Source organism: Aurantiacibacter zhengii (genome assembly GCF_003584125.1).
Lineage (GTDB): Bacteria > Pseudomonadota > Alphaproteobacteria > Sphingomonadales > Sphingomonadaceae > Alteraurantiacibacter > Alteraurantiacibacter zhengii.
In genome coordinates, this window is the sequence record NZ_QXFL01000005.1 from 212409 (window position 1) to 232058 (window position 19650).

General features: G+C 64.2%; 21 protein-coding genes. 12 read left to right on the forward strand and 9 right to left on the reverse strand.

All coding sequences use genetic code 11. The features are described 5' to 3' along the window. Position 1: 1 nt before the first annotated feature. Positions 2–661 carry a Tim44/TimA family putative adaptor protein gene (locus D2V07_RS12760; protein ID WP_119587384.1) on the reverse strand — a complete coding sequence of 220 codons (660 nt, stop codon included), beginning with the start codon at positions 659–661 and terminating at the stop codon, positions 2–4. A gap of 232 nt (positions 662–893) precedes the next feature. On the opposite strand from D2V07_RS12760, the gene secB reads away from it, so the two are divergent. The 4 genes from secB (at position 894) to D2V07_RS12780 (ending at position 4940) form a co-directional block, all read left to right on the forward strand. Further along, positions 894–1436, forward strand: coding sequence for a protein-export chaperone SecB (gene secB, locus D2V07_RS12765; RefSeq protein WP_119587458.1), 543 nt, complete (start codon positions 894–896; stop codon positions 1434–1436). Between the two features lie 28 nt (positions 1437–1464). Continuing rightward, positions 1465–3045: a murein biosynthesis integral membrane protein MurJ gene (gene murJ, locus D2V07_RS12770; RefSeq protein WP_119587385.1), complete on the forward strand. Its 1581-nt coding sequence runs from the start codon at positions 1465–1467 to the stop codon at positions 3043–3045. Continuing rightward, positions 3042–4058 carry a tryptophan--tRNA ligase gene (gene trpS, locus D2V07_RS12775; RefSeq protein WP_119587386.1) on the forward strand — a complete coding sequence of 339 codons (1017 nt, stop codon included), beginning with the start codon at positions 3042–3044 and terminating at the stop codon, positions 4056–4058. Before murJ ends, trpS begins: the two co-directional genes overlap by 4 nt. Positions 4059–4226: 168 nt before the next feature. After that, on the forward strand, positions 4227–4940 hold the full coding sequence (locus tag D2V07_RS12780; protein WP_119587459.1) for a DUF4136 domain-containing protein: 714 nt from the start codon (positions 4227–4229) through the stop codon (positions 4938–4940). Positions 4941–5012: 72 nt separating this feature from the next. Here the strand turns inward: D2V07_RS12780 and D2V07_RS12785 are convergent, their stop codons facing one another. Then, complete coding sequence (locus D2V07_RS12785; RefSeq protein WP_119587387.1) at positions 5013–6041, reverse strand: winged helix-turn-helix domain-containing protein; 1029 nt, start codon at positions 6039–6041, stop codon at positions 5013–5015. On the opposite strand from D2V07_RS12785, the gene D2V07_RS12790 reads away from it, so the two are divergent. Then, positions 6040–6717 (forward strand): hypothetical protein, encoded by a 678-nt coding sequence (locus D2V07_RS12790; protein ID WP_119587388.1) that lies wholly within the window; start codon positions 6040–6042, stop codon positions 6715–6717. The genes D2V07_RS12785 and D2V07_RS12790 overlap by 2 nt on opposite strands. Here the strand turns inward: D2V07_RS12790 and dut are convergent. From dut to D2V07_RS12815, 5 genes are all read right to left on the reverse strand, one after another. Further along, the gene (gene dut, locus D2V07_RS12795) at positions 6714–7172 is read right to left on the reverse strand and encodes a dUTP diphosphatase (protein ID WP_119587389.1); all 459 of its coding nucleotides are present in this window, start codon (positions 7170–7172) and stop codon (positions 6714–6716) included. The two genes, D2V07_RS12790 and dut, sit on opposite strands and share 4 nt — an antisense overlap. Beyond that, positions 7165–8916, reverse strand: a complete 1752-nt coding sequence (locus D2V07_RS12800) for a bifunctional phosphopantothenoylcysteine decarboxylase/phosphopantothenate synthase (RefSeq protein ID WP_119587390.1) — start codon at positions 8914–8916, stop codon at positions 7165–7167. Before D2V07_RS12800 ends, dut begins: the two co-directional genes overlap by 8 nt. Positions 8917–8967: 51 nt before the next feature. Beyond that, entirely contained in the window at positions 8968–10077 is a 1110-nt protein-coding gene (locus D2V07_RS12805) for a hypothetical protein (protein ID WP_147366962.1), read from the reverse strand. A gap of 69 nt (positions 10078–10146) precedes the next feature. Beyond that, the gene (gene ubiB / locus D2V07_RS12810; RefSeq protein WP_119587392.1) at positions 10147–11715 is read right to left on the reverse strand and encodes a 2-polyprenylphenol 6-hydroxylase; all 1569 of its coding nucleotides are present in this window, start codon (positions 11713–11715) and stop codon (positions 10147–10149) included. 4 nt (positions 11716–11719) lie between these two features. After that, positions 11720–12463, reverse strand: coding sequence for a class I SAM-dependent methyltransferase (locus D2V07_RS12815; protein ID WP_119587393.1), 744 nt, complete (start codon positions 12461–12463; stop codon positions 11720–11722). Positions 12464–12519: 56 nt separating this feature from the next. Between D2V07_RS12815 and mutM the strand changes: the two genes are divergently transcribed. From mutM to D2V07_RS12845, 6 genes are all read left to right on the forward strand, one after another. After that, a complete protein-coding gene (gene mutM, locus D2V07_RS12820; RefSeq protein WP_119587394.1) occupies positions 12520–13335 on the forward strand; it encodes a bifunctional DNA-formamidopyrimidine glycosylase/DNA-(apurinic or apyrimidinic site) lyase in 816 nt (271 codons plus the stop codon). A 126-nt stretch (positions 13336–13461) separates the two neighbouring features. Continuing rightward, positions 13462–13722, forward strand: a complete 261-nt coding sequence (gene rpsT, locus D2V07_RS12825) for a 30S ribosomal protein S20 (protein WP_119587395.1) — start codon at positions 13462–13464, stop codon at positions 13720–13722. Positions 13723–14197: 475 nt separating this feature from the next. Beyond that, on the forward strand, positions 14198–15658 hold the full coding sequence (dnaA, locus tag D2V07_RS12830) for a chromosomal replication initiator protein DnaA (RefSeq protein WP_119587396.1): 1461 nt from the start codon (positions 14198–14200) through the stop codon (positions 15656–15658). Positions 15659–15680: 22 nt separating this feature from the next. Further along, positions 15681–16103, forward strand: coding sequence for a DUF1330 domain-containing protein (locus D2V07_RS12835; protein WP_158586834.1), 423 nt, complete (start codon positions 15681–15683; stop codon positions 16101–16103). Between the two features lie 63 nt (positions 16104–16166). After that, positions 16167–16946 carry a HesA/MoeB/ThiF family protein gene (locus tag D2V07_RS12840; protein ID WP_119587398.1) on the forward strand — a complete coding sequence of 260 codons (780 nt, stop codon included), beginning with the start codon at positions 16167–16169 and terminating at the stop codon, positions 16944–16946. Between the two features lie 136 nt (positions 16947–17082). Further along, positions 17083–17547, forward strand: coding sequence for a hypothetical protein (locus D2V07_RS12845; protein ID WP_147366963.1), 465 nt, complete (start codon positions 17083–17085; stop codon positions 17545–17547). A 125-nt stretch (positions 17548–17672) separates the two neighbouring features. Here the strand turns inward: D2V07_RS12845 and D2V07_RS12850 are convergent, their stop codons facing one another. Beyond that, the gene (locus D2V07_RS12850) at positions 17673–18128 is read right to left on the reverse strand and encodes a hypothetical protein (RefSeq protein ID WP_147366964.1); all 456 of its coding nucleotides are present in this window, start codon (positions 18126–18128) and stop codon (positions 17673–17675) included. Between the two features lie 37 nt (positions 18129–18165). Beyond that, positions 18166–18867, reverse strand: a complete 702-nt coding sequence (locus D2V07_RS12855) for an NAD-dependent deacylase (RefSeq protein WP_119587460.1) — start codon at positions 18865–18867, stop codon at positions 18166–18168. A gap of 35 nt (positions 18868–18902) precedes the next feature. Here D2V07_RS12855 and dapB point away from each other — a divergent pair, with 35 nt between their 5' ends. Further along, entirely contained in the window at positions 18903–19634 is a 732-nt protein-coding gene (gene dapB, locus D2V07_RS12860) for a 4-hydroxy-tetrahydrodipicolinate reductase (protein WP_119587401.1), read from the forward strand. Positions 19635–19650: the final 16 nt, after the last annotated feature.

Here is a 19650-nt window from a genome sequence, read left to right on the forward strand (position 1 = left end):
ATCAGCCCTGGTCGGTCTCGTCGAGGAGCCACTGCGGATCGTCGCTGCGAATGTCACGGCTGAAGGTCCAGATGTCGCGGCTTTCCACGGCATCGTCCAGCGATCCGGCCACTACGTTGTCATCCTTGTCATAGCTGACGCTGGCAATGTCGGAAACGAAGCGCACCGCGATGCGGGCGATCTTGCCATCCAGTTCGGCGGAATAGACGGTCACGTCCTCAACCCGGATCAGGCGGTTGTCCATCCTGATGCCGGCCTCTTCACGTTCGTCGATGACGGCAGCGAAGCTCTCATACACGTCGTCGTCGCACAGTTCCTTCAGCTCTTCCTTGTCGCCGCGCCAGAAGGCCTCCAGCACTACTTCGTAGGCACCCTTCGCGCCTTCGAGGAAGCCGAGAAGTTCGAAATTGCGATCCGCGGTCGATATCTCGCGCAGACCACGCTCCACGGCGGGCGGGAACCCGGCAAGGGTGCGTTCGGTCTGCGGGCTTTCGACGTTCGGCTGCGCGACCTGGCGGGGCTGCGACTGTTCGTCGCCCCGCTCGAACCGGTTGGTAGGGATGATCTCTTCCTCATGCTCCGCCCGGCGGCCCAGCACCGAATAGAGGCGCATGCCGAGAAAGGCGGCAATCATGGCGAGGATGACGATTTCTACGATCACGCAATTTTCCCATTCTGCCCGCGTTATTCAAGCGTTGCGGACTGTAACGCCTATTGTGGCCGAGATAGGCATCAATATCAAATGAACAACACCGGCTTAAGTATCCCTGAAGCGCCGGTGCAACAGTTCGTCGCGCCATTGCGGGCGGCAGCAAGGGGTGATAGGCGCGCGCAGATTTCTTCTCGCGCGGATTTCCCGTCCGCGCCCAAACAGCAGCGAAAGATACCCGATCATGGCCGACGAAGGCGACGTTCTCCAGAATCTCGACCCCGCACCCGCATCCAATGGCGATGACAACGCGCCCGTGGCAGGCGTCATCACGCAGTATGTAAAAGATCTCTCGGTCGAGAATCCCAACGCGCCCGCCGCATATCGCTGGCAGGACCAGCCGAAGATGGACGTGCAGTTCAACATCAGCGCAAAAGCCGCCAGCGATGACGTGACCGAGGTGGAACTGCGCATCACGGTAACGGCGAAGATGGAGCAGGGCACCGCCTACATCATCGATCTTGCCTATTGCGGCCTGGTAGGTCTTCGCAACATGAACGACGCGCAGGGCCACGCCTTCATCTATGCCGAAGCGCCGCGGATGCTGTTCCCGTTTGCCCGCCGCGTGGTTTCCGATGCGATTCGCGATGCGGGCTTCGCCCCGCTGATGCTGGACCCGATCGATTTCAGTGGCCTGTATATCCAGCGCATGCAGCAGCAGCGGGCGGCGGAAGAACAGGGTGGCGGCGCGGCGGCTTCCGATTCGCCTGCCGGCTTCGAAGGCTGAGGACATCCGTGAAGGCGGGCGGTAACACATGAGCCTGCTCAGAAACGTCGGTACCATCGGCTCGCTCACCATGGTGAGCCGGGTGGCGGGCATGGCGCGCGAGATGATCTTCTCGCGCGTGCTCGGCGCGAATGGCGTGACAGACGCCTGGTTCCAGGCTTTCATCATTCCCAACGTCTTTCGGCGCCTGTTCGCCGAAGGCGCGTTTTCTGCCGCCTTCGTGCCGATGTTTTCCAAGCGCCTGCACGGTGAAGGCGGCATCGACGATGCGCGCAGCTTCTCCAACGATGTGCTGAGCGTGTTCCTGCCGGTGCTGATCGGCCTTTGCGCGGTGATGATGCTGGCGATGCCGCTAGTCATCGGAATACTGGGCGATGGCGACGCCGATCGGGCGCAATTCGCGATGGAGGTGGCCTTCGCGCGGATCATGTTCCCCTACATCGTGCTGGTCAGCCTGGTGACGCTGTTCACCGGGATGCTGAACTCGGTCAGCCGCTTCGCGCCAGGCGCAAGCTTTCCGATCATCCTCAACGTGGTGCTGATCGCCAGTCTGCTGGGCGGCGACTACGCGCGTGAGAATTTCGGTGCGACGCTGGAACAGATCGCCTACGCGCAGGCTTGGGCGGTTACGACGGGCGGCGTGATCCAGCTCGCCTGGCTCTATTACTGGACCCGCGTCGAGGGTTTTCGCCCGAAGCTGCTGTGGCCGCGCATCACGCCCGAGGTGAAGCGCCTTTCCATCATCGCCCTGCCCGCGGCGATCGGCGGCGGAGCCTACCAGATCAACACGCTGGTGCAGCTCTACTTCCTGAACCAGCTGGAAAGTGGCTCGGTCAGTTACATGAACTATGCCGACCGGCTGAACCAGCTACCGCTCGGCATCATCGGGATCGCCCTGTCCACCGCCATCCTGCCGACGCTGTCCAAGTTCGTCGGCGCGAAGAACCGCGAAGGGACGGACCGCATCCAGTCCGACGCGATCGAGCTCGCCATGCTGCTGACCATCCCCGCCGCCGTGGCGCTGGCGATCTGCGCAGTGCCGTTCGTGACGATGATCTTCCAGGGCGGCCGGTTCGATGCCGCCGATGCTGCGATGACCGGCAACGTGCTGGCCGCGCTGGTGCTGGGCCTGCCCGCCTACGTCCTGGTGAAAGTGCTGGTCCCCAATTTCTACGCCCGGTCGGACACGCGCACGCCAGTCTATGCCGCCTTTATCTCGCTGTTCGTGTTCGTGGCGCTGAACGTAGCAGTGCTGACCGAATACGGCGTTGTCGGCGTGGCCTTTGCCAGCGTGATCGGCGCGTGGATCAACGTGGGCTTCCTTTACGTCGTGCTGGTGAGGCGCGACTATTACACCATTCCCCTGGCGCTGGTGGGGCGGATTGCCCGCCAGCTGGTCGCCGCCGCCGCGATGGGCGCTGCCTTGTGGTTCGCGCGCGACCTGCTAACCGGCTGGTTCGATGCCGGCCTGCTGGCGCGGCTGGGCGCGCTGTTGGCGCTCGTGCTGTGTTCGGCGGTCGTCTACTTCGGCGTCGCCTTCGCGGTCGGCGCGATAGACCGCCAGCGCATCGCTGCACTTACGAAGAAAAGAGAGCCAGAAGCACCATGATCGTCGTATCGGGAATCCAGCCCACCGGGAACCTGCACCTTGGCAATTACCTTGGCGCAATCCGCAACTGGGTGAAGATGCAGAACGACATGGGCAATGATGACAGGTGCCTGTTCTTCCTGGCAGACCTTCACGCGATCAGCCAGCCGCACGATCCGGCCCAGTTGAAAGCGAACACGCTGGAAATGGCCGCCGCGCTGGTGGCATGCGGCCTCGACCCGGCGCGCTGCGTGCTGTTCAACCAGGCGCAGGTACCTGCTCATGCGGAACTGCAATGGCTGTTGATGGGCACAGCGCGTATGGGCTGGCTTAACCGCATGACGCAGTGGAAGGACAAGGCCGGCAAGAACCGCGAGGGTCAGTCCGTCGCGCTGTTCGGCTACCCCGTGCTGCAGGCTGCCGACGTGCTGCTGTACCAGGCCACTCACGTGCCCGTGGGCGAAGACCAGAAGCAGCACCTGGAGCTGGCACGCGACATCGCGCAGAAGTTCAACAACGATTTCGCTTCTGAAGATCAGCCGGTCTTCACCCTGCCGGAGCCATTCATTCCGCCCGCCGCGGCCCGCATCATGAGCCTGCGCGACGGTTCGAAGAAGATGTCCAAGTCCGACTCCTCGGACATGAGCCGCATCGCCCTCACCGACGATGCCGATACCATGGCGCAGAAGGTGAAGAAGGCGAAGACCGATCCCGAACCGCTGCCCGGCGATGTCGAAGGACTGGCCGGACGGCCCGAAGCGCTCAACCTCGTCACCATCTACGCAGCTCTTGCGCAAACCACGCCGGAGGCGGTGCTGGCGCAGCACGGTGGACAGGGCTTCGGCCAATTCAAGCCGGTGCTGGCCGAAAAGATGGTCGAGGTGCTTGGCCCGATTCGCGATCGCTTCGTGGAGCTGCGGCAAGACCGCGAGGAACTGGACGCCATTCTGGCGCGCGGTGCCTCGCGGGCGCGGGATCTCGCCTCCCACACGCTCGACCACGCATATAGTGCGCTGGGTCTGGTGCGCGGCTGAAAAGCCCCATTTCGCGGCAATCTCACTGAAATTGCAGGGGTTTTGGGTGAATACGGTTAAACCGTGGTTCACTCTGCCCTTGCTATTGCACCAATCATCGCAGAAATTCCTGCGCGCTGGAGCTGAGGAGCCTCGCGCGCTTCCACGTTGATTGAGAGAGTCGCCATGATGAAATCCCTGTTCTCCCTGAAAGGCGCAAAGTTGGCCGCCGTGCCCGCGATCGCGCTGGGCCTGGCCGCCTGCGCCACCCCGTTCCGCGCCGATGTATCGCGCTTCGAAAGCCAGCTGCCCGCACCGCAGGGCCAGAGCTTCTTCGTGGTCGCAGATGATCCCGCTCTGGCGGGTGGGCTGGAGTTCTCGCTCTATGCCGACCACGTCGAGGACGAGATGGCCCAGCTTGGCTATGTCCAGGCCTCGTCGCCGGAAGAGGCCACCTTGCTGGTGCGCTTCGACTATGGCGTCGACAATGGCCGTGAACGCATCCAGTCCAGCGGCTTTGGCTATGGCTACCGCGATCCGTTCTTCAGCCCGTGGCGCAGCTATGCGCGTCCGGTAGTGTTCCGCGATCGTCGCGGTAACACCCGCGTGGCCTACGTACGAGATCGGAATTGGGGCTACGGCTGGCACGATTCGTTCTTCGGCGGGCCGGATGTCTCCAGCTACACTGTCTACACCAGCGGCATCGATCTGAAGATCGACAATGCGGCAACGGGGGAACGCCTGTTCGAAGGCAAGGCCGAAGCGGCCTCGCGTTCCGACCAGTTGCAGTACCTCGTTCCCAACCTGGTAGAGGCGATGTTCACCGACTTCCCCGGCAATTCGGGCGAGACCGTGCGTATCTCCATCGCCCCGGAAGACCAGCCGGTGCGCCGCGAGCGCTAAGCACCGACATCCGGTGATTTCATTGAAGGCGGGTTGCAGCGATGCAGCCCGCCTTTTTCGTGTCCGCAGCTTTCAGGCCCGGCGCACCGCCAGCGCCACGCAGCTGACGAACACCGCCGCCTCCAGCGCCGAACTGGCCAGCAGCGCGAGGGGGCCAAACTGCCCCTCACCCAGCATGGCACCCATGGCGTCGATCCCAAGCCGACGCTCGGCCACGGTGCTATCCAGCAGCGCCAGGCTGCCCGCCATCAACCGCCCGCCGGACAGGGCAACCAGCATTCCGCCAGCCCCGCCCAGCACGGCAGCGGCAGCACCGCCGCGCCAGCCCTGAAAGCGCCGGGCCAGCGCACATCCGCCACCGGCCAGCATGCCGACGAGCGCACCTTCCAGAATGCCGGTAACAGGGCCGATGCCCACGCCTGCTAGCACCTGGAAAAGGTCCAGCCCCACCAGTCGACCGATGGCACCGACCACAAGGCCGCCTATGCCCCCGCCTGCCACCAGTATTACCGGGCGAAGTACGCCGGGTCCGCTGGCAAGCCCCATGCCGATCCCCACCCCGGCGCCGCCCAGCACGCCCACGGCTATGCAGAGTGCCAGCAGGGTCAGCACCAGCCCGCTGCCGCCGCTGGCCGATCCTGCCAGCAGTATCCCGTAAAGCAGTCCGCCGATCACGCCAGCACCGGCGCCGCCGATGGTGGCGGCCGCAGCGATCCGCCCGCCGCGCGAAAGGCCGCCTGCCGCCGGATCCGGCCGGGCCGTGTCCCGCCTCTCACGATCATCCACCAATTCGCCGACGAAGCGGTATCCGTGCTTCGGCACAGTGGCGATGTAGCGGGGCGAGGCTGCATCATCGCCCAGCGCGCGGCGCAGGGTGCGGATGCACTGGGTCAGCGCTTCGTCCGTCACCGGGATGCCCCGCCACACCTCGTCCATGAAGCGATCCTTGGTCACCAGGTCGCCGCGCGCCTGCACCAGCATGGCAAGGGCATCGAAATAGCGGCTGCCGATATCGATCTCCTCATCGCCGCGCAGCAGACGGCGATTCGCGCGGTCGAGCGCGAAGCAGTCGAAGTGCAGGATTGATGGATCGGTTGCCATGGCCGCCAATTCCTATGCCAGCAAATGGGCCAGCGGAAGCTTTTCAACCATTGCTCATGAATTGCTCATGCCGCTCACCCCACTGGAAATGCATGGTTTGGCCATCCTTACTGACGGAGAATCGACCATGCCCGACACCCTTCCCTTTTACCGCCGCCTGGCCGGATGGCGCATCGCCGGATGGAGCGCTGCCGCCGCGTTACTGGCGCTGCCCGCCATCGCCATGCAACTCACAAACGAGGTCGACTGGACCGGCAGCGATTTCGTATTCGCTGCTGCCTTGCTGCTGGTGACAGGCCTCGCGGCTGAGGGAGGGCTGCGGCTCGCGCGGAGTTGGCCGCACCTCATCGGCTTTGCGATCGCCACCTTCGCCGCGTTCTTCACCGTGTGGAGCAACCTTGCGGTCGGCATCATCGGCGCAGAGGGAGAACCGATCAACCTCGGCTTCTTTGCCGTGCTTGCCGTGGGCATCGTGGCCGCCGCCATCACCCGCTTCCGCCCTGCGGCCCTGTCGGCGATTACCGGGGCGATGGCAGTGAGCCAGTTCGCGCTGGGCCTGGCAGCGACGCGTGCCATGCCCGGCCATTCGGTGGAATGGGGCATACTGGCGTTCTTCGCGATCCTGTGGCTTTCCGCCTCGCTCGCCTTTCGCCGCCACGCGGCGCAGGTGGTTTAAAGCGAACCGTGCCCGCCCGTGGAACCAAAGCCGCCTTCGCCGCGTGCGGTGGCGTCCAGATCCTCAACCTCGTCCCACGCGGCCAGCGTGACCGGGGCCAGCACCAGCTGGGCGATCCGGTCCCCGCGCTGGATCGGGAAGTTGTCGTCCGACAGGTTGACCAGGATGACCTTCAGTTCGCCGCGATAATCGCTGTCGATAGTGCCCGGCGCATTGGGTACGGAAATGCCGTGCTTCAGCGCCAGGCCCGACCGCGGGCGCACCTGGATTTCGTATCCGGGCGGGATGGCCACGGCAAAGCCGGTGCCAACGGCATGGCGCGATCCGGGACGCAGGACGATGTTCTCCGCTGCCACCACATCCATGCCTGCCGCGCCGCCCGTGGCGTAGGCCGGCAGGTCCAGCCCGTGCCCGTGCGGCAGGCGCTTCAGTTTGACAGGTATCGTATCAGGCATCGACGCTGAGTTTCTCGGCAATTTCCTGGATCAGCCGGGTGGCCACATCCTGCTTGGTCATGGGATCCCAATGCTCGACCTTGCCTTCCTTGACGAGGTGCACCTGGTTGTTGTCCCCACCCATGACATCGCCGGAGACATCGTTGGCCACGATCCAGTCGCAGCCCTTGCTCTTGCGCTTTTTGCGGGCGTTATCGACCACGTCGTTGGTTTCCGCGGCAAAGCCGATCAGCAGTTCGGGCCGCTTGGGATTGGCGGCAACGCTGGCGAGAATGTCAGGGTTTTCCGCCAGCACCAGCGCAGGGGGAGCGGCCCCGCGCTTCTTGATCTTGATGTCGTTGTATTCCTTCGTACGCCAGTCGGCGACAGCGGCAGCCATGATCGCGGCATCCACCGGCAGCGACTCGCGCACGGCGCGGGCCATTTCCTCGGCGCTTTCCACGTCGATGCGGTCCACGCCCAGCGGCGTGCGCAAATGCACCGGCCCTGTGACGAGCGTGACCCTCGCACCCGCTGCAGCAGCGGCGGCGGCAATGGCAAAGCCCTGCTTTCCGCTCGAACGGTTGGCCAGATAGCGCACCGGGTCGATCGGTTCGTGCGTGGGCCCGGCGGTGACGAGCACATGCTTGCCGTAGAGAGGGCGGTGCTCGATATCCTGTTCGAAGCCCGGCTGGCCTGCCAAGGGATCGAACGTGTCGATCGGATCGAGTTCGGGCGACTGAACCTGGCCCGGTTCCAGCGGATTGACCAATGAACCTACTGGCGCAGCCGCTTCTTCCCCTTCGAACGGCTGCGGCGCTTCCTGCCGCGCGTTCACCTCGTGGTTGATCGCCTCGCGGTCGGTTGGCGGGGCGGCTTTTGCCTTGCCTTTGGTCGCTATCAGATGTTCGACGCCGGTATAGTCTGGCTCTTCCGGCAGGTCGGATCCTGTCCAGGCGACTTCGCCCTCCAGTTCCTCGTAACCTTCCTCGTCGTCGTAGGTGACTTCGTCGTCCTCGATCCGGCGCGGGGTGGAGCGCGGGATGATGCTGGCGAGCATTCCGGCAAGACCGCCGGGCTTGTCGCTACCGAAGTCGCTGTCGTCCTCGTAATCTTCCTCTTCCGCGCCCGCTTCGACGGCGCGCAGATAATCCTCGATATCCTGCCCCGCGATGCCGGGATCGAGGCCCAGCATATCGGCGATCTCCAGCCAGACCATCTCGGGTTCGGGCAGGCGGCCGGGGCCGAATTCGCCGCAGGCCATTGCGCCTTCATCGGGTGTCATCACCCGGACACCGCTCTCGCGCAGCATTGCTATGTTGCGCTGCGTGGCGGGATGTTCCCACATCTTCACGTTCATCGCGGGAACGGTAAGGACGGGTTTGTCGGTGGCGAGGATCAGCGTGGTGGCCAGATCGTCGGCAATGCCGGCATTCATCTTGGCCATCAGGTCCGCCGTTGCCGGGCAGACGACCACAAGGTCCGCCTCGCGCGAAAGCTGGATGTGGCCGATCTCGGCCTCGTTCTTCAGGTCCCACAGCGAGGTGTGGACCTGGTTGCCCGACAGCGCAGCCAGCGCCATGGGCGTGACGAATTGCGCGCCGCCGTTGGTCAGCACGCAGTTGGTCTCTCCCCCGCCCTTCGCAATCAGACGGACAAGCTCGCACGACTTGTAGGCAGCGATACCGCCGCCCACCACCAGCAGGATTCTAGGACTGGTCGACTGTCCCTCCTGTTCCAAAACATCAATCCGCTGCTCAAGCATCGGTTCTCAAGGCCCGCTAATAGTCCAAGCGTGGGCTTTCGCAAATCTTGGTTAAGGTTGCCTTTCCTTTGCGCGATAAGCTTTTCCGGCAAGTTCTCCCAGCGCGCGCGGCGCAAAGGCAAGGCCCGCGACGTAGGCGGGCAGGGTCAATTGCACCCAGTAGAAATTCTCCGGCCGGGCGAACAGCGCCATCGCGGCAAAGAAGCCTGCAAACCACAGCGCGGCGAACAGGCCCACGCGCCCACCCAAGCCCAGCCAGCCGACGAACGGCAGGATTGCAAGGGGTGCCGCCAGGGCGACGGGCAGGACCAGCAGGGGCGTGAGCCGCGACAGCGCCATCAGCGGGAGGGCAAGGCCCGCCATGGCGTCCCACCCCTGCGAAGCCGGATCGCCGAGCGCGCGGCGCATTTCCACGTAGTGGTAGTGCAGCCCCATCATAGCCGCTAACACCGCCAGCACAGCCGTCAGCGCGGCGACCTCGCGCCAGCGCTTTTCCATCACGGCGAAAGCCAGCCAGAGCAGGACGAAGGCGACCGCCAGCTCGCGCACGGCAATCGCCAGGCCCGCGGCCAGCAGACTGGGCCACCAGCGTTCTGGCGAATACATGACGAAAGCCAGGGTCAGCAGCAGGCCTGCCAGCAATTCGTGGATCAGTCCCGCCTGCGGCACAGCCAGCGCCGCTCCGCCCAGGGCCAGCAGCACCAGCGCGCCAAGGCGCTCTGCCATGGGCATTGTGCCCGGCAGCTTCTGGTGCAGCATCAGGATCGCACCAAGCAACAGCACTGCGCCCAGCATCCGTACCCCGTCCACCCCGATCGCCCGGTGAAGCCATGCCAGTGTCGGCAGGCGCACGGTGACGAAGGGGCGCGTCGGGTAATTTCCGGCGCGTTGTTCCTCCATGGCGACAGCGTAATAGGGCTCGCCCGCGATCACACGCTCGGAGATGCGCGAATAGAGCGCGAGATCGCCCTGCGATCTGTCCGCCCGATGATCAGCCTTCGCCTCCACCCGCGCGGCTTCCGCCTCGCCCACCGGTGCAACGGCCACCGCGCTCCACGCCATCAACGCTGCCAGCAGCGCGAGCACGGCCAGCGCACCCCAACGCGGCAGGCGCGCCAGCGGGCGGCCCAGGCTGTTCCACCAGATAAGCGGATTGGTCATGGTCTTGATCTGGACCGGGACGGGGACAGGCTCAATGCTTGCGGCCATCTATCCCCGATCAGTTTCGCGCTAGCCGATGATTCCGGCCAGCATCGCGCCCCACACGGCAGCCCCGCCCACCACGGCAGCGGCGATATAGCCCGGCCAGCCGCGCTGCCCAGCCTCTGCCCGGCGGCGGCGGCGCTCCCATAGCAGTTCCACTTCGGGAAGCGGCGGCTGTTCCGGCGCACCGCCCTTGGCGGGATAGCGGTCCTCTATGCGGCGCACGAGCTCCGGCAGGCGGATCAGCGTGTCGATGTCGGCCCGGATGCGGTCGGCAATCGCCGCCTCGGGACCCAGTTCGTCGCGAATCCAGCTGCGCACGTAGGGCGCGGATACGTCCCACATGTTGATCTGCGGATCGAGCTGGGTGGCGATGCCTTCCACCATCACCATGGTCTTTTGCAGCAGCAACAGGTGCGGCTGCGTTTGCATGTCGAAATCGCGGGTGATGGCGAACAGGCCGTCCAGCATCTGGCCAACCGAAAGTTCGCTCACCGGCTTGCCGCGCATGGGTTCGCCCACGGCGCGCAGCGCGGTCGCGAATTCGTCGACCGAGTGATAGCTGGGCACATACTGCGCCTCGAAATGGATCTCGGCCACGCGCTTGTAGTTGCCCGTAATCAGGCCGTAGAGAATTTCCGCCAGCCACTGCCGCGCGCGCCGGTCTATCCGGCCCATTATGCCGAAATCGATGGCGACGATGGTGCCGTCGGCTTTCACGAACAGATTGCCCTGGTGCATGTCGGCGTGGAAGAACCCGCCGCTGATCGCCTGGGTCAGGAAAGCCAGTACCAGCCGCCGGGCAAGGTCGGGCAGGTCATGACCGGCTTCCGCCAGGGCGGTCATGTTGCTGATCTTGACCCCGTCGACCCATTCGATAGTGAGCACGCGGCCATTGGTGCGGTCCCAGTCGATGGCGGGTATCGCGTAGCCATCAAAGCCCCTCATCGCGTCGGCCAGTTCGGATGCGCTGGCCGCCTCACGCCGGAAATCCAGCTCCGAATTGCTCCACCGCTTGAAATTGGCGATGGTGAGCCGCGGTCGCAGGCGGCGCGCCTCGCCGCCCATCGCCTCGAGATGCGCGGCTGCCCATTCGTAAGTGGCGATGTCCTGTTCGAACTTCTCGCGAATTCCTGGACGCAGCACCTTGATGGCGACGGTGCGCCCCTCGGTCGTCACACCCTTGTGCACCTGCGCAATGGACGCAGCGCCCACCGGCTCGGGATCGACTTCGACGAAAAGGTCTTCCAGCGGACGTTCGAAACTGTCCTCGATCTGCTTGCGGATTGCGGCGAAGGGCACCGGAGGCAAGCTGTCCTGCAGGCTCAGCAGGTTCTTTGCCGCTTCGTCACCCACCAGATCAGGCCGCGTCGCCAGCGTCTGCCCCAGCTTGATCGCGGCGGGGCCGATCTCGCGGAACGCGCCCGCGTAATCGGGCTCGCGCGGCTGGATTGTGCCGAAACGGGCGGTACGGCACAGCCGCTTTACAGGAGCCGGCGTGTTGGGATCGCGCTCGATCCCCCGCAACGCGCCGTGCCGCGCAAGAATTCGGCCCCATTTGAGGAGCCGCCAGATATGCGTCGAGGGACGGGTCACGCGGTCAGACTTTCCATCCCGAATGGATGTTCACCGCGCCGCCCAGGATTCTTTCCACCCGTGTGCGCACGAAACCGGCGTCGCGGATCATCGCCTCGAACTCGGGCGGCCTGGGGAAGCGGCGGATCGATTCGGCAAGATACCGGTAACTGTCCTCGTCCCCGGCGATGGCCTTGCCGATCTTGGGCATCAGCTTGTGCGAATAGGCATCGTAGACTTCCTTGAAGCCCGGCCATTCGGTGGTGCTGAATTCCATGCAGTAGAACCGTCCGCCGTATTTCAGCACGCGATGCGCTTCCGCCAGCGCCTTATTGATATGGGTCACGTTCCGGATGCCGAAGACGATGGTGTAGGCATCGAACTGCCTGTCCGGATAGGTCAGCGTCTCGGCGTTCTGGCATGACCATGACAGGCCATCGATGCCGCGTTCCATCGCGCGCTCGATACCCACGTCCAGCATGTCCTGGTTTATATCGGCCACCACCACCTCGGCGCCCTTGGCAGCCATGCGGAAGGCGATGTCGCCAGTGCCGCCTGCCATGTCGAGGATCGCCTCGCCCGGCTGCGGCTTTACGCGCCGCACGAACTGGTCCTTCCACAGACGGTGCATCCCGCCCGACATGGCATCGTTCATGATGTCGTACTTGCGTGCGACGTTGGAGAAGACCGCGCCCACGCGCTGGGTCTTTTCTTCCGGGGCGACATCTTCGTAGCCGAAGGAGACGGTGTCGGGTGTTGGCTCGCTCATGCCGCTGCACTTAGGGGCAATTGCCCGCGGCGCAAAGGGTGTTAAAGGGTCAGGCCATGCCGGAACTTCCCGAGGTAGAGACAACCGTGCGCGGCCTGGCGCGCTTTCTCGATGGCGCGCGGATAGAGCGCGTCACGCTGGGGCGGCCCGACATGCGCTTCCCTTTCCCCGCGGGCCTTGGCCAGGCGCTGACGGGCGCGCGGGTGACCGGGCTTGGCCGCCGCGCCAAGTACGGCCTGATCGGCACGGATCGCGGCCACACTGTGATCTTCCATCTGGGAATGAGCGGGCGCTGGCGGATCGACCCAGATCTGCCCGACAAACACGATCACCTGCTGCTGGAAACCGCCGACCACCGCTTTGCCCTGAACGACCCGCGCCGCTTCGGCTATGTCGACCTAGTGGATACAGGCGCGCTGGATGCATGGCCCGCTTTCGCCGCGATGGGGCCGGAGCCGCTGGGAGACGCGCTTACCGTCGATCACCTGCGCGCCGCCATGAAGGGGCGCAAACAGGCGATCAAGCTGCTGCTGCTGGACCAGCACGTGGTGGCGGGCCTTGGCAATATCTACGTGTGCGAGGCGCTGCACCGGGCGCATATCCATCCGCGCAAGGCAGGCGGGCGCGTGTTCCGCCCGGCGCTGGAGCGGCTGGTGCCGGCGATCAAGGACGTGCTGGAGCAATCGATTCGCGACGGTGGTTCCACCCTGCGAGACTACGCCGCGCCTTCGGGCGAGCTGGGCTATTTCGCCACGCGGTTCCTTGTTTACGGCCGCGAAGGCGAGCCTTGTATCTCCTGCGGCGAAGGCCATATCAGGCGCATAGTACAGGGCGGTCGCAGCACCTGGTTCTGTCCTGCTTGCCAGAAGTAGGAGAATCCTTGACCTTTTGTCTCGGACACACTAGTTGCGCCGCTTTCCGGCGGGATTACCGTCGACTCAGCTTTACCTAGCACAGGATTCAAACGGGCGGTTTCGCTGCTCGAAACAAGGACAGACATGGCCAACACGCTGCAAGCCAAGAAGCGCATCCGTCGCAACAACACCCGGGCCGCCATCAACGGTGCCCGCAAGAGCCGCATCCGTGGCTTCATCAAGAAGGTCGAGACAGCCGTCACCGAAGGCGACAAGGCTGCCGCACAGGAAGCGCTGAAGGTTGCCCAGCCGGAAATCGCCAAGGGCGTTTCCAAGGGCGTGCTGCACAAGAACACCGCCGCTCGCAAGATGAGCCGACTGAGCAAGCGCGTCTCCGCTCTCTGATTCGCTTTTCTCGTACCCGAGTCGGGTGCGATTGACGGCGATTTGCGGAACGAAATCGGAACAGATTTCAGCAGGGGCTGGTGGTTTTTCCACCGGCCCTTTTTGCATGTGCGAGAGAAGCTGAGCCCGGCTGCGCGTAAACGTAAGGAATCTCGCGATTCGCGGGATTGTCACAAAACTATCGTTGTTTTTCCGATGGATGAACGCAAGTCCGCGGACTCCCGACCTGTCAATGACCATTTTTTGAAAATATTTCAGGGGATGGTCTTGAGGTTCCCCGGCAGTCCTTCATAACAGACTTCCGGTCGCGACGATTACCGTCGCAGCCATCAACAACCGAGTTATCAACGGGGGCATCGGTGCGCGCAACCTGCGTTCACCGGACGGGGGAGTTTTGTCACCGGTTTCGGTATCGATTTGTGACGTCGGGCAGGCCGGCATTCGGGTTTGTGGGATTTGGAAAAAAATGATTCGGATGGGACCGCATAGCGGGCGCAACAACAGTGCGAAGAACGAGGGTTCAGAAAACAATATGGAAGAGCAGGAAGCGATCGATCTCGCAGCGGACTGGGCTGACATTAGCCAGGGCCTGCGAAAGGATCTCGGGCACCAGCTCTTCACGCAGTGGATCAAGCCGATCCAGCTGGGCAAGCTGGATCACGAAACCGGCACGCTGGATCTGTTCCTGCCCACGGAATTTTCCGCCAGCTGGGTAGAAGACCGCTATCACGACCGCCTGTCGCTAGCGTGGAAGATCGCCAGCAGCGAAGTGCGCCACATCGCCATCAAGGTGCACCCCGGCCGCCGCAAGATCGCCGACCTTGACCTGCGCGGCCACGACGGCTTCGGCCACCGCGCCGCCAACGACGCCAGCTTGGCGATGGAATCGATCGGCGACGACGGCTTTACCGCCAGCGTGGGCCTCGATCCCAGCCAGACCTTCGCCTCCTTCGTGACCGGCAGCACCAACGTGCTCGCCAAGAACGCGGCGGAACGCATGGCGAAGGCGGAGAAGCCGCAGTTCAGCCCGCTCTACCTGAAAGCCGCCACCGGCCAGGGTAAGACGCACCTGCTGCACGCCATCGGCCACTCCTACCTGCAGACGCACCCGCGGGCCCGTATCTTCTACTGCAGCGCAGAGCGGTTCATGGTGGAGTTCGTGCAGGCGCTGAAATCGAACGAGATGATCGAGTTCAAGGCGCGGCTGCGTGGTTTCGATCTGCTGCTGGTGGACGATATCCAGTTCATCATCGGCAAGGCCTCCGCGCAGGAAGAACTGCTCTACACGATTGACGCGCTGCTGGCCGAGGGCAAGCGGCTGGTCTTTGCCGCCGACCGCGCGCCGCAGGCGCTGGACGGTGTCGAACCGCGCCTCCTCTCGCGCCTTTCGATGGGCCTCGTCGCCGACATCCAGCCCGCCGATATCGAGCTGCGCCGCGCGATTCTCGAATCGAAACTGACCAAGTTCGCCCCGCTGGAAGTGCCCGGCGACGTGATCGACTTCCTCGCCCGCACCGTGTCGCGGAACGTGCGCGAACTGGTGGGCGGCCTCAACAAGCTGATCGCCTACGCCCAGCTGACCGGCCAGGAAGTATCGCTCCAGCTCGCCGAAGAGCAGCTGACCGATATCCTGTCGGCCAATCGCCGCCGCATCACCATCGACGAGATCCAGCGCACAGTGTGCCAGTTCTACCGCATCGACCGTGCCGAGATGTCTTCCAAGCGCCGCGCCCGCGCCGTGGTTCGTCCGCGCCAGGTGGCCATGTATCTCGCCAAGGTACTCACCCCGCGCAGCTACCCCGAGATCGGTCGCAAGTTCGGTGGCCGCGATCACTCGACCGTGATCCATGCCGTGCGCCTGATCGAGGACCTGCGCCAGCGCGATGCCGACATGGACGGCGACGTGCGCAGCCTGCTGCGCCAGCTCGAAAGCTGAGCCGCGCACAATAGGTGAAGCGATGACGGGATATATCGAAGCCGACACAGACGCCGCTGCCGCGATCATGGAACGCGGCAGCGAGGGACCTGTCGTCCTGCTCAACCTGCTGCGCTTCCGCGAGATGGCGGACTATTCGCATGCCCCGCAGCATGCGCCCGATCAGCCGATCAGCGGGGCGCAGGCTTATCAGGCATACATGCAGGCAACGCGGCCAATGATCGAACGGGCCGGAGCGAAGCTGTCATTCATCGGCCAGCCGATGGAAACGTTGATCGGTCCGCAGGATGAAAAATGGGACCTGATGCTGCTGGTCGAATATCCTTCGATCGAGGCATTCTTTACCCATACCCAGAGCGCCGATACGCGCGACACGATCCATCACCGGCAAGCCGCACTGGCTGACAGCCGGCTGATACCGGTCGTTCCCGGCAGGCCCGGCTAGCCACATCCGCCCTTCGGCGACATAGCCTTTGCGGCGCCATTCGTGCTGACCTATGGCGGCGTAATGAGCGATACGCCCCACCCCCTCACCGAAGAACGGCTGGACCGGTTTGCCCGCCACATAGTGCTGCCCGAAGTCGGCGGCGCCGGGCAGGCGGCGATCTCTCGCGCGCATGTAGTGCTGGTGGGACTTGGCGGCATTGGCGCACCCGCGCTGCAATACCTTGCCGGGGCCGGCGTGGGGCAACTGACCCTGATCGATGACGACAAGGTCTCGGCCAGCAACCTGCAACGCCAGACCATCTACACTACCCGCGATATCGGCCACGGCAAGGCGGTATCCGCGCGCCGCTGGCTTGCGAACTTCGACGATAAGCTGAGTGTCGCGATCCATGACCGCCGGATAACGCCCGATAACGTGGGCGCGCTGATCGAGGGCGTGGACCTGGTGATCGATGGTACCGATAACTTCGCCACCCGCCTCGCCGTGTCCGACGCATGCGTTGCGGCGGGCGTGCCGTTGCTGTCTGCCGCCGTAGGGCGCTTTCAGGGACAGGTCGGTGCCTTTGCCGGACACCGGGCGGACCAGCCGTGTTACCGCTGCTTCGTTGGCGATGCCTTCGACGCTGAGGATTGCGACACCTGCGCGGAGGACGGCGTCCTTGGCGCGATGGTCGGCTGGGTCGGCACATTCGCCGCGATGCAGGCCATTCGCCTGCTCGTGAGCGCCACCGGCGGAATGGGCGACCCTCAGTTCGGCAAGCTGCACCTGATGGATGGCCTTAAGCCCGGCATGCGCATGCTCACGATCGCCAAGGACCCCGCCTGCAGCGCATGCGGCTAGACCAGATTTGACTTTGCCGTCCTGCAGGCAGACAGTTTTGCCACTGAGGGACGGCTTTGTTGTTGGTCGCAGGGTCGCCCGCCCCTTTGTCGCGCACGCCATGGTGGCGTGCGCCGATTACCAACGGGGGAATCTCATGAAAAAACTTATGCTTGGCAGTCTCGCTGCCGCATTGGCGCTGGCAACCGTGTCGGCTCCTGCCTCGGCACAGCTTAGCGAGTACGAAGATTACGAATATTCCGACTCGGTGGTGGAATTGACCACCGTGCGCGTCGATCCCGGCCAGCTGGATACGTACCTGGAGGGTCTGCGGCAGACCTGGGTCGCCAGCAACGAAGTTGCCAAGCAGCTCGGCCATATCGAGGACTATGGCATCTACGCCAACATGGCACCGAGCAGCGGCGACTTCCACCTGCTGCTGGTGATCGAGTTCCCAGGCGAGAACATGCAGCCCTCTCGCGAACGTTACGACGCGTTCATGGATGCCTGGGGCGAGGCGAACATGCAGAACTCGAACGAGACCGTGGTGAACATCTACAACGAGATCCGCGAAATCCAGGGCGTGTACCTGACCCGCGAGATCATGATGAAGATGGATTGATCGTTGTGCCGCCGGGCCAGCGGCCCGGCGGTACTTTTCAGGCCTGCGGAACGGGCGATTGCCTGTTTAGCGCTTCCGCCAGCCATGCGGGCTATCATCCGCTATCGAGCCTCGTGACCTCGAGATTAAGGCTGCCGCCACTTCCTCTGGTTGTACGCGTTCTGCATGGCCTCGCGCGTTTCGGGATCGGGGCGGCAAACCGTGCTGTTACCGTCCCGCTCGCAAATCCGGCCCAATCGGTCTCTTCCTTCCTCGATCTCCGGAAACAGGATGTCGTACATCTTGTAGGAGACAAGCAGCGTCGGTACCGCCACGGCAATCGCCAGCCATACGAACCCGCCGTTTATTGCTGCCCGGGCCGGTCTGGATTCTGAAAGGCTGTTCCGCATCGCTCGCGCGCTGGAAATAGCAGAGGCAACCGCGAAACCGGCCAGCAGGAACGGCGCTGCCACCAGCAGGACCAGTGTATACAGGAAGCTGTGGCCCGTGGTCGTGCAGTCATCGCAGACAAACCAGAAATACGCTGCATAGGCATAGGGCAGCAGCAACAGCAGACCCAGTATTGTCAGCACGCGCGTCATGGCGGCTACCATGCTGCGTGATGGTTAAGATCAGGTTCTAGGCGCGCAGGACCTCGGCTACCCATGCGGGCACGAGTTCGCTCGCCGCGCCCAGCCGGGTCTCATCGAAATTGCGACTGCCAAGACTCTCTTCGAGGTTCAGTTCCAGCGTCCGTGCGCCGTTCGCAGCGGCCTGCTGGACGAACCCGGCTGCAGGATAGACCGCTCCGGAAGTGCCGATGGAAACGAACAGGTCCGCGCGCGCCAGCGCATCGAAGATGCGGTCCATCTGGTAAGGCATTTCCCCAAACCACACGATGTCGGGCCGCATAGCTGCCTCACCGCAGGACGGGCAGGCAGGACCGTGGCTCAGGGGCTCCTCCCACCGGTGCCGGGCATCGCAGGCGCGGCACCACGCCGACAGTCCCTCCCCGTGCATGTGCAGCACGCGCCGCGCGCCGCCGCGTTCGTGCAGGTCGTCGATATTCTGGGTGACGAGCAGGAAGTCGCCGCTCCACTCCCGATCCAGCCGTCCCAGCGCTTCGTGCGCGGGATTGGGCTGGGCGGCGCTGATCTGCGCGCGCCGCTCATCGTAAAAGCGCTGGACCAGCGCTGGATCGCGGGCGAACCCTTCGGGCGTGGCGACCTCTTCTACGGGGTGGTTTTCCCATAGCCCGTCCTCGGCGCGAAAGGTCTTCAGCCCGCTTTCGGCGGATATTCCCGCGCCCGTCAGGATCACGATATTGCGGATGCCAGTCATGACGCGCATGAAGCACACAAAGAACAGGAGTATCAATGGCACGTATCGGGATCATCGGCAGCGAGGGGCGCATGGGACAGGCCATCGCGCAGGTGCTGGCAGAGGGCGAGCATGAATGCGCGGGCGGCGTAGACAAGGGCCAGAACCCTGCCCAGCTGGCGCAGGAATGCGATGCGCTGGTGGACTTTTCCGCTCCCGTCGCTCTGGCCGAAAATCTCTCCGCTGCGCAGGCTGCGGGCATCCCGATGCTGATCGGCACGACGGGCCTTGGCGAAAGGGAACATGGCGCCATCGATGCCGCCGCACGCAGCATTCCCATACTGCAAACCGGCAATACTTCGCTGGGGGTTACTCTGCTAGCGCACCTTGTTCACGAGGCCGCCGCGCGGCTCGGCCCGGACTGGGATATCGAGGTGCTGGAAATGCATCACCGGATGAAAGTGGATGCGCCATCGGGCACCGCGCTGCTGCTGGGCGAAGCGGCAGCGGATGCGCGCGGGATCGCCCTGGCCGACAACAGCGAAAGCGGGCGCGACGGACATACGGGCCAGCGGGCCAAGGGTGCCATCGGCTTTGCCGCGCTGCGCGGCGGCACGGTGGCTGGCGAACACTCGGTGATCTTTGCCGGAGAGCAGGAGCGCATCACGCTCAGCCACTCGGCAGAAAATCGCATGATCTTCGCACGCGGCGCGGTAAAGGGTGCTGCCTGGCTGATTGGCATGGCTCCGGGCCGTTACGGCATGAAGGATGTGCTCGGGCTGGCCTGACAGCCCGCATCGGGGA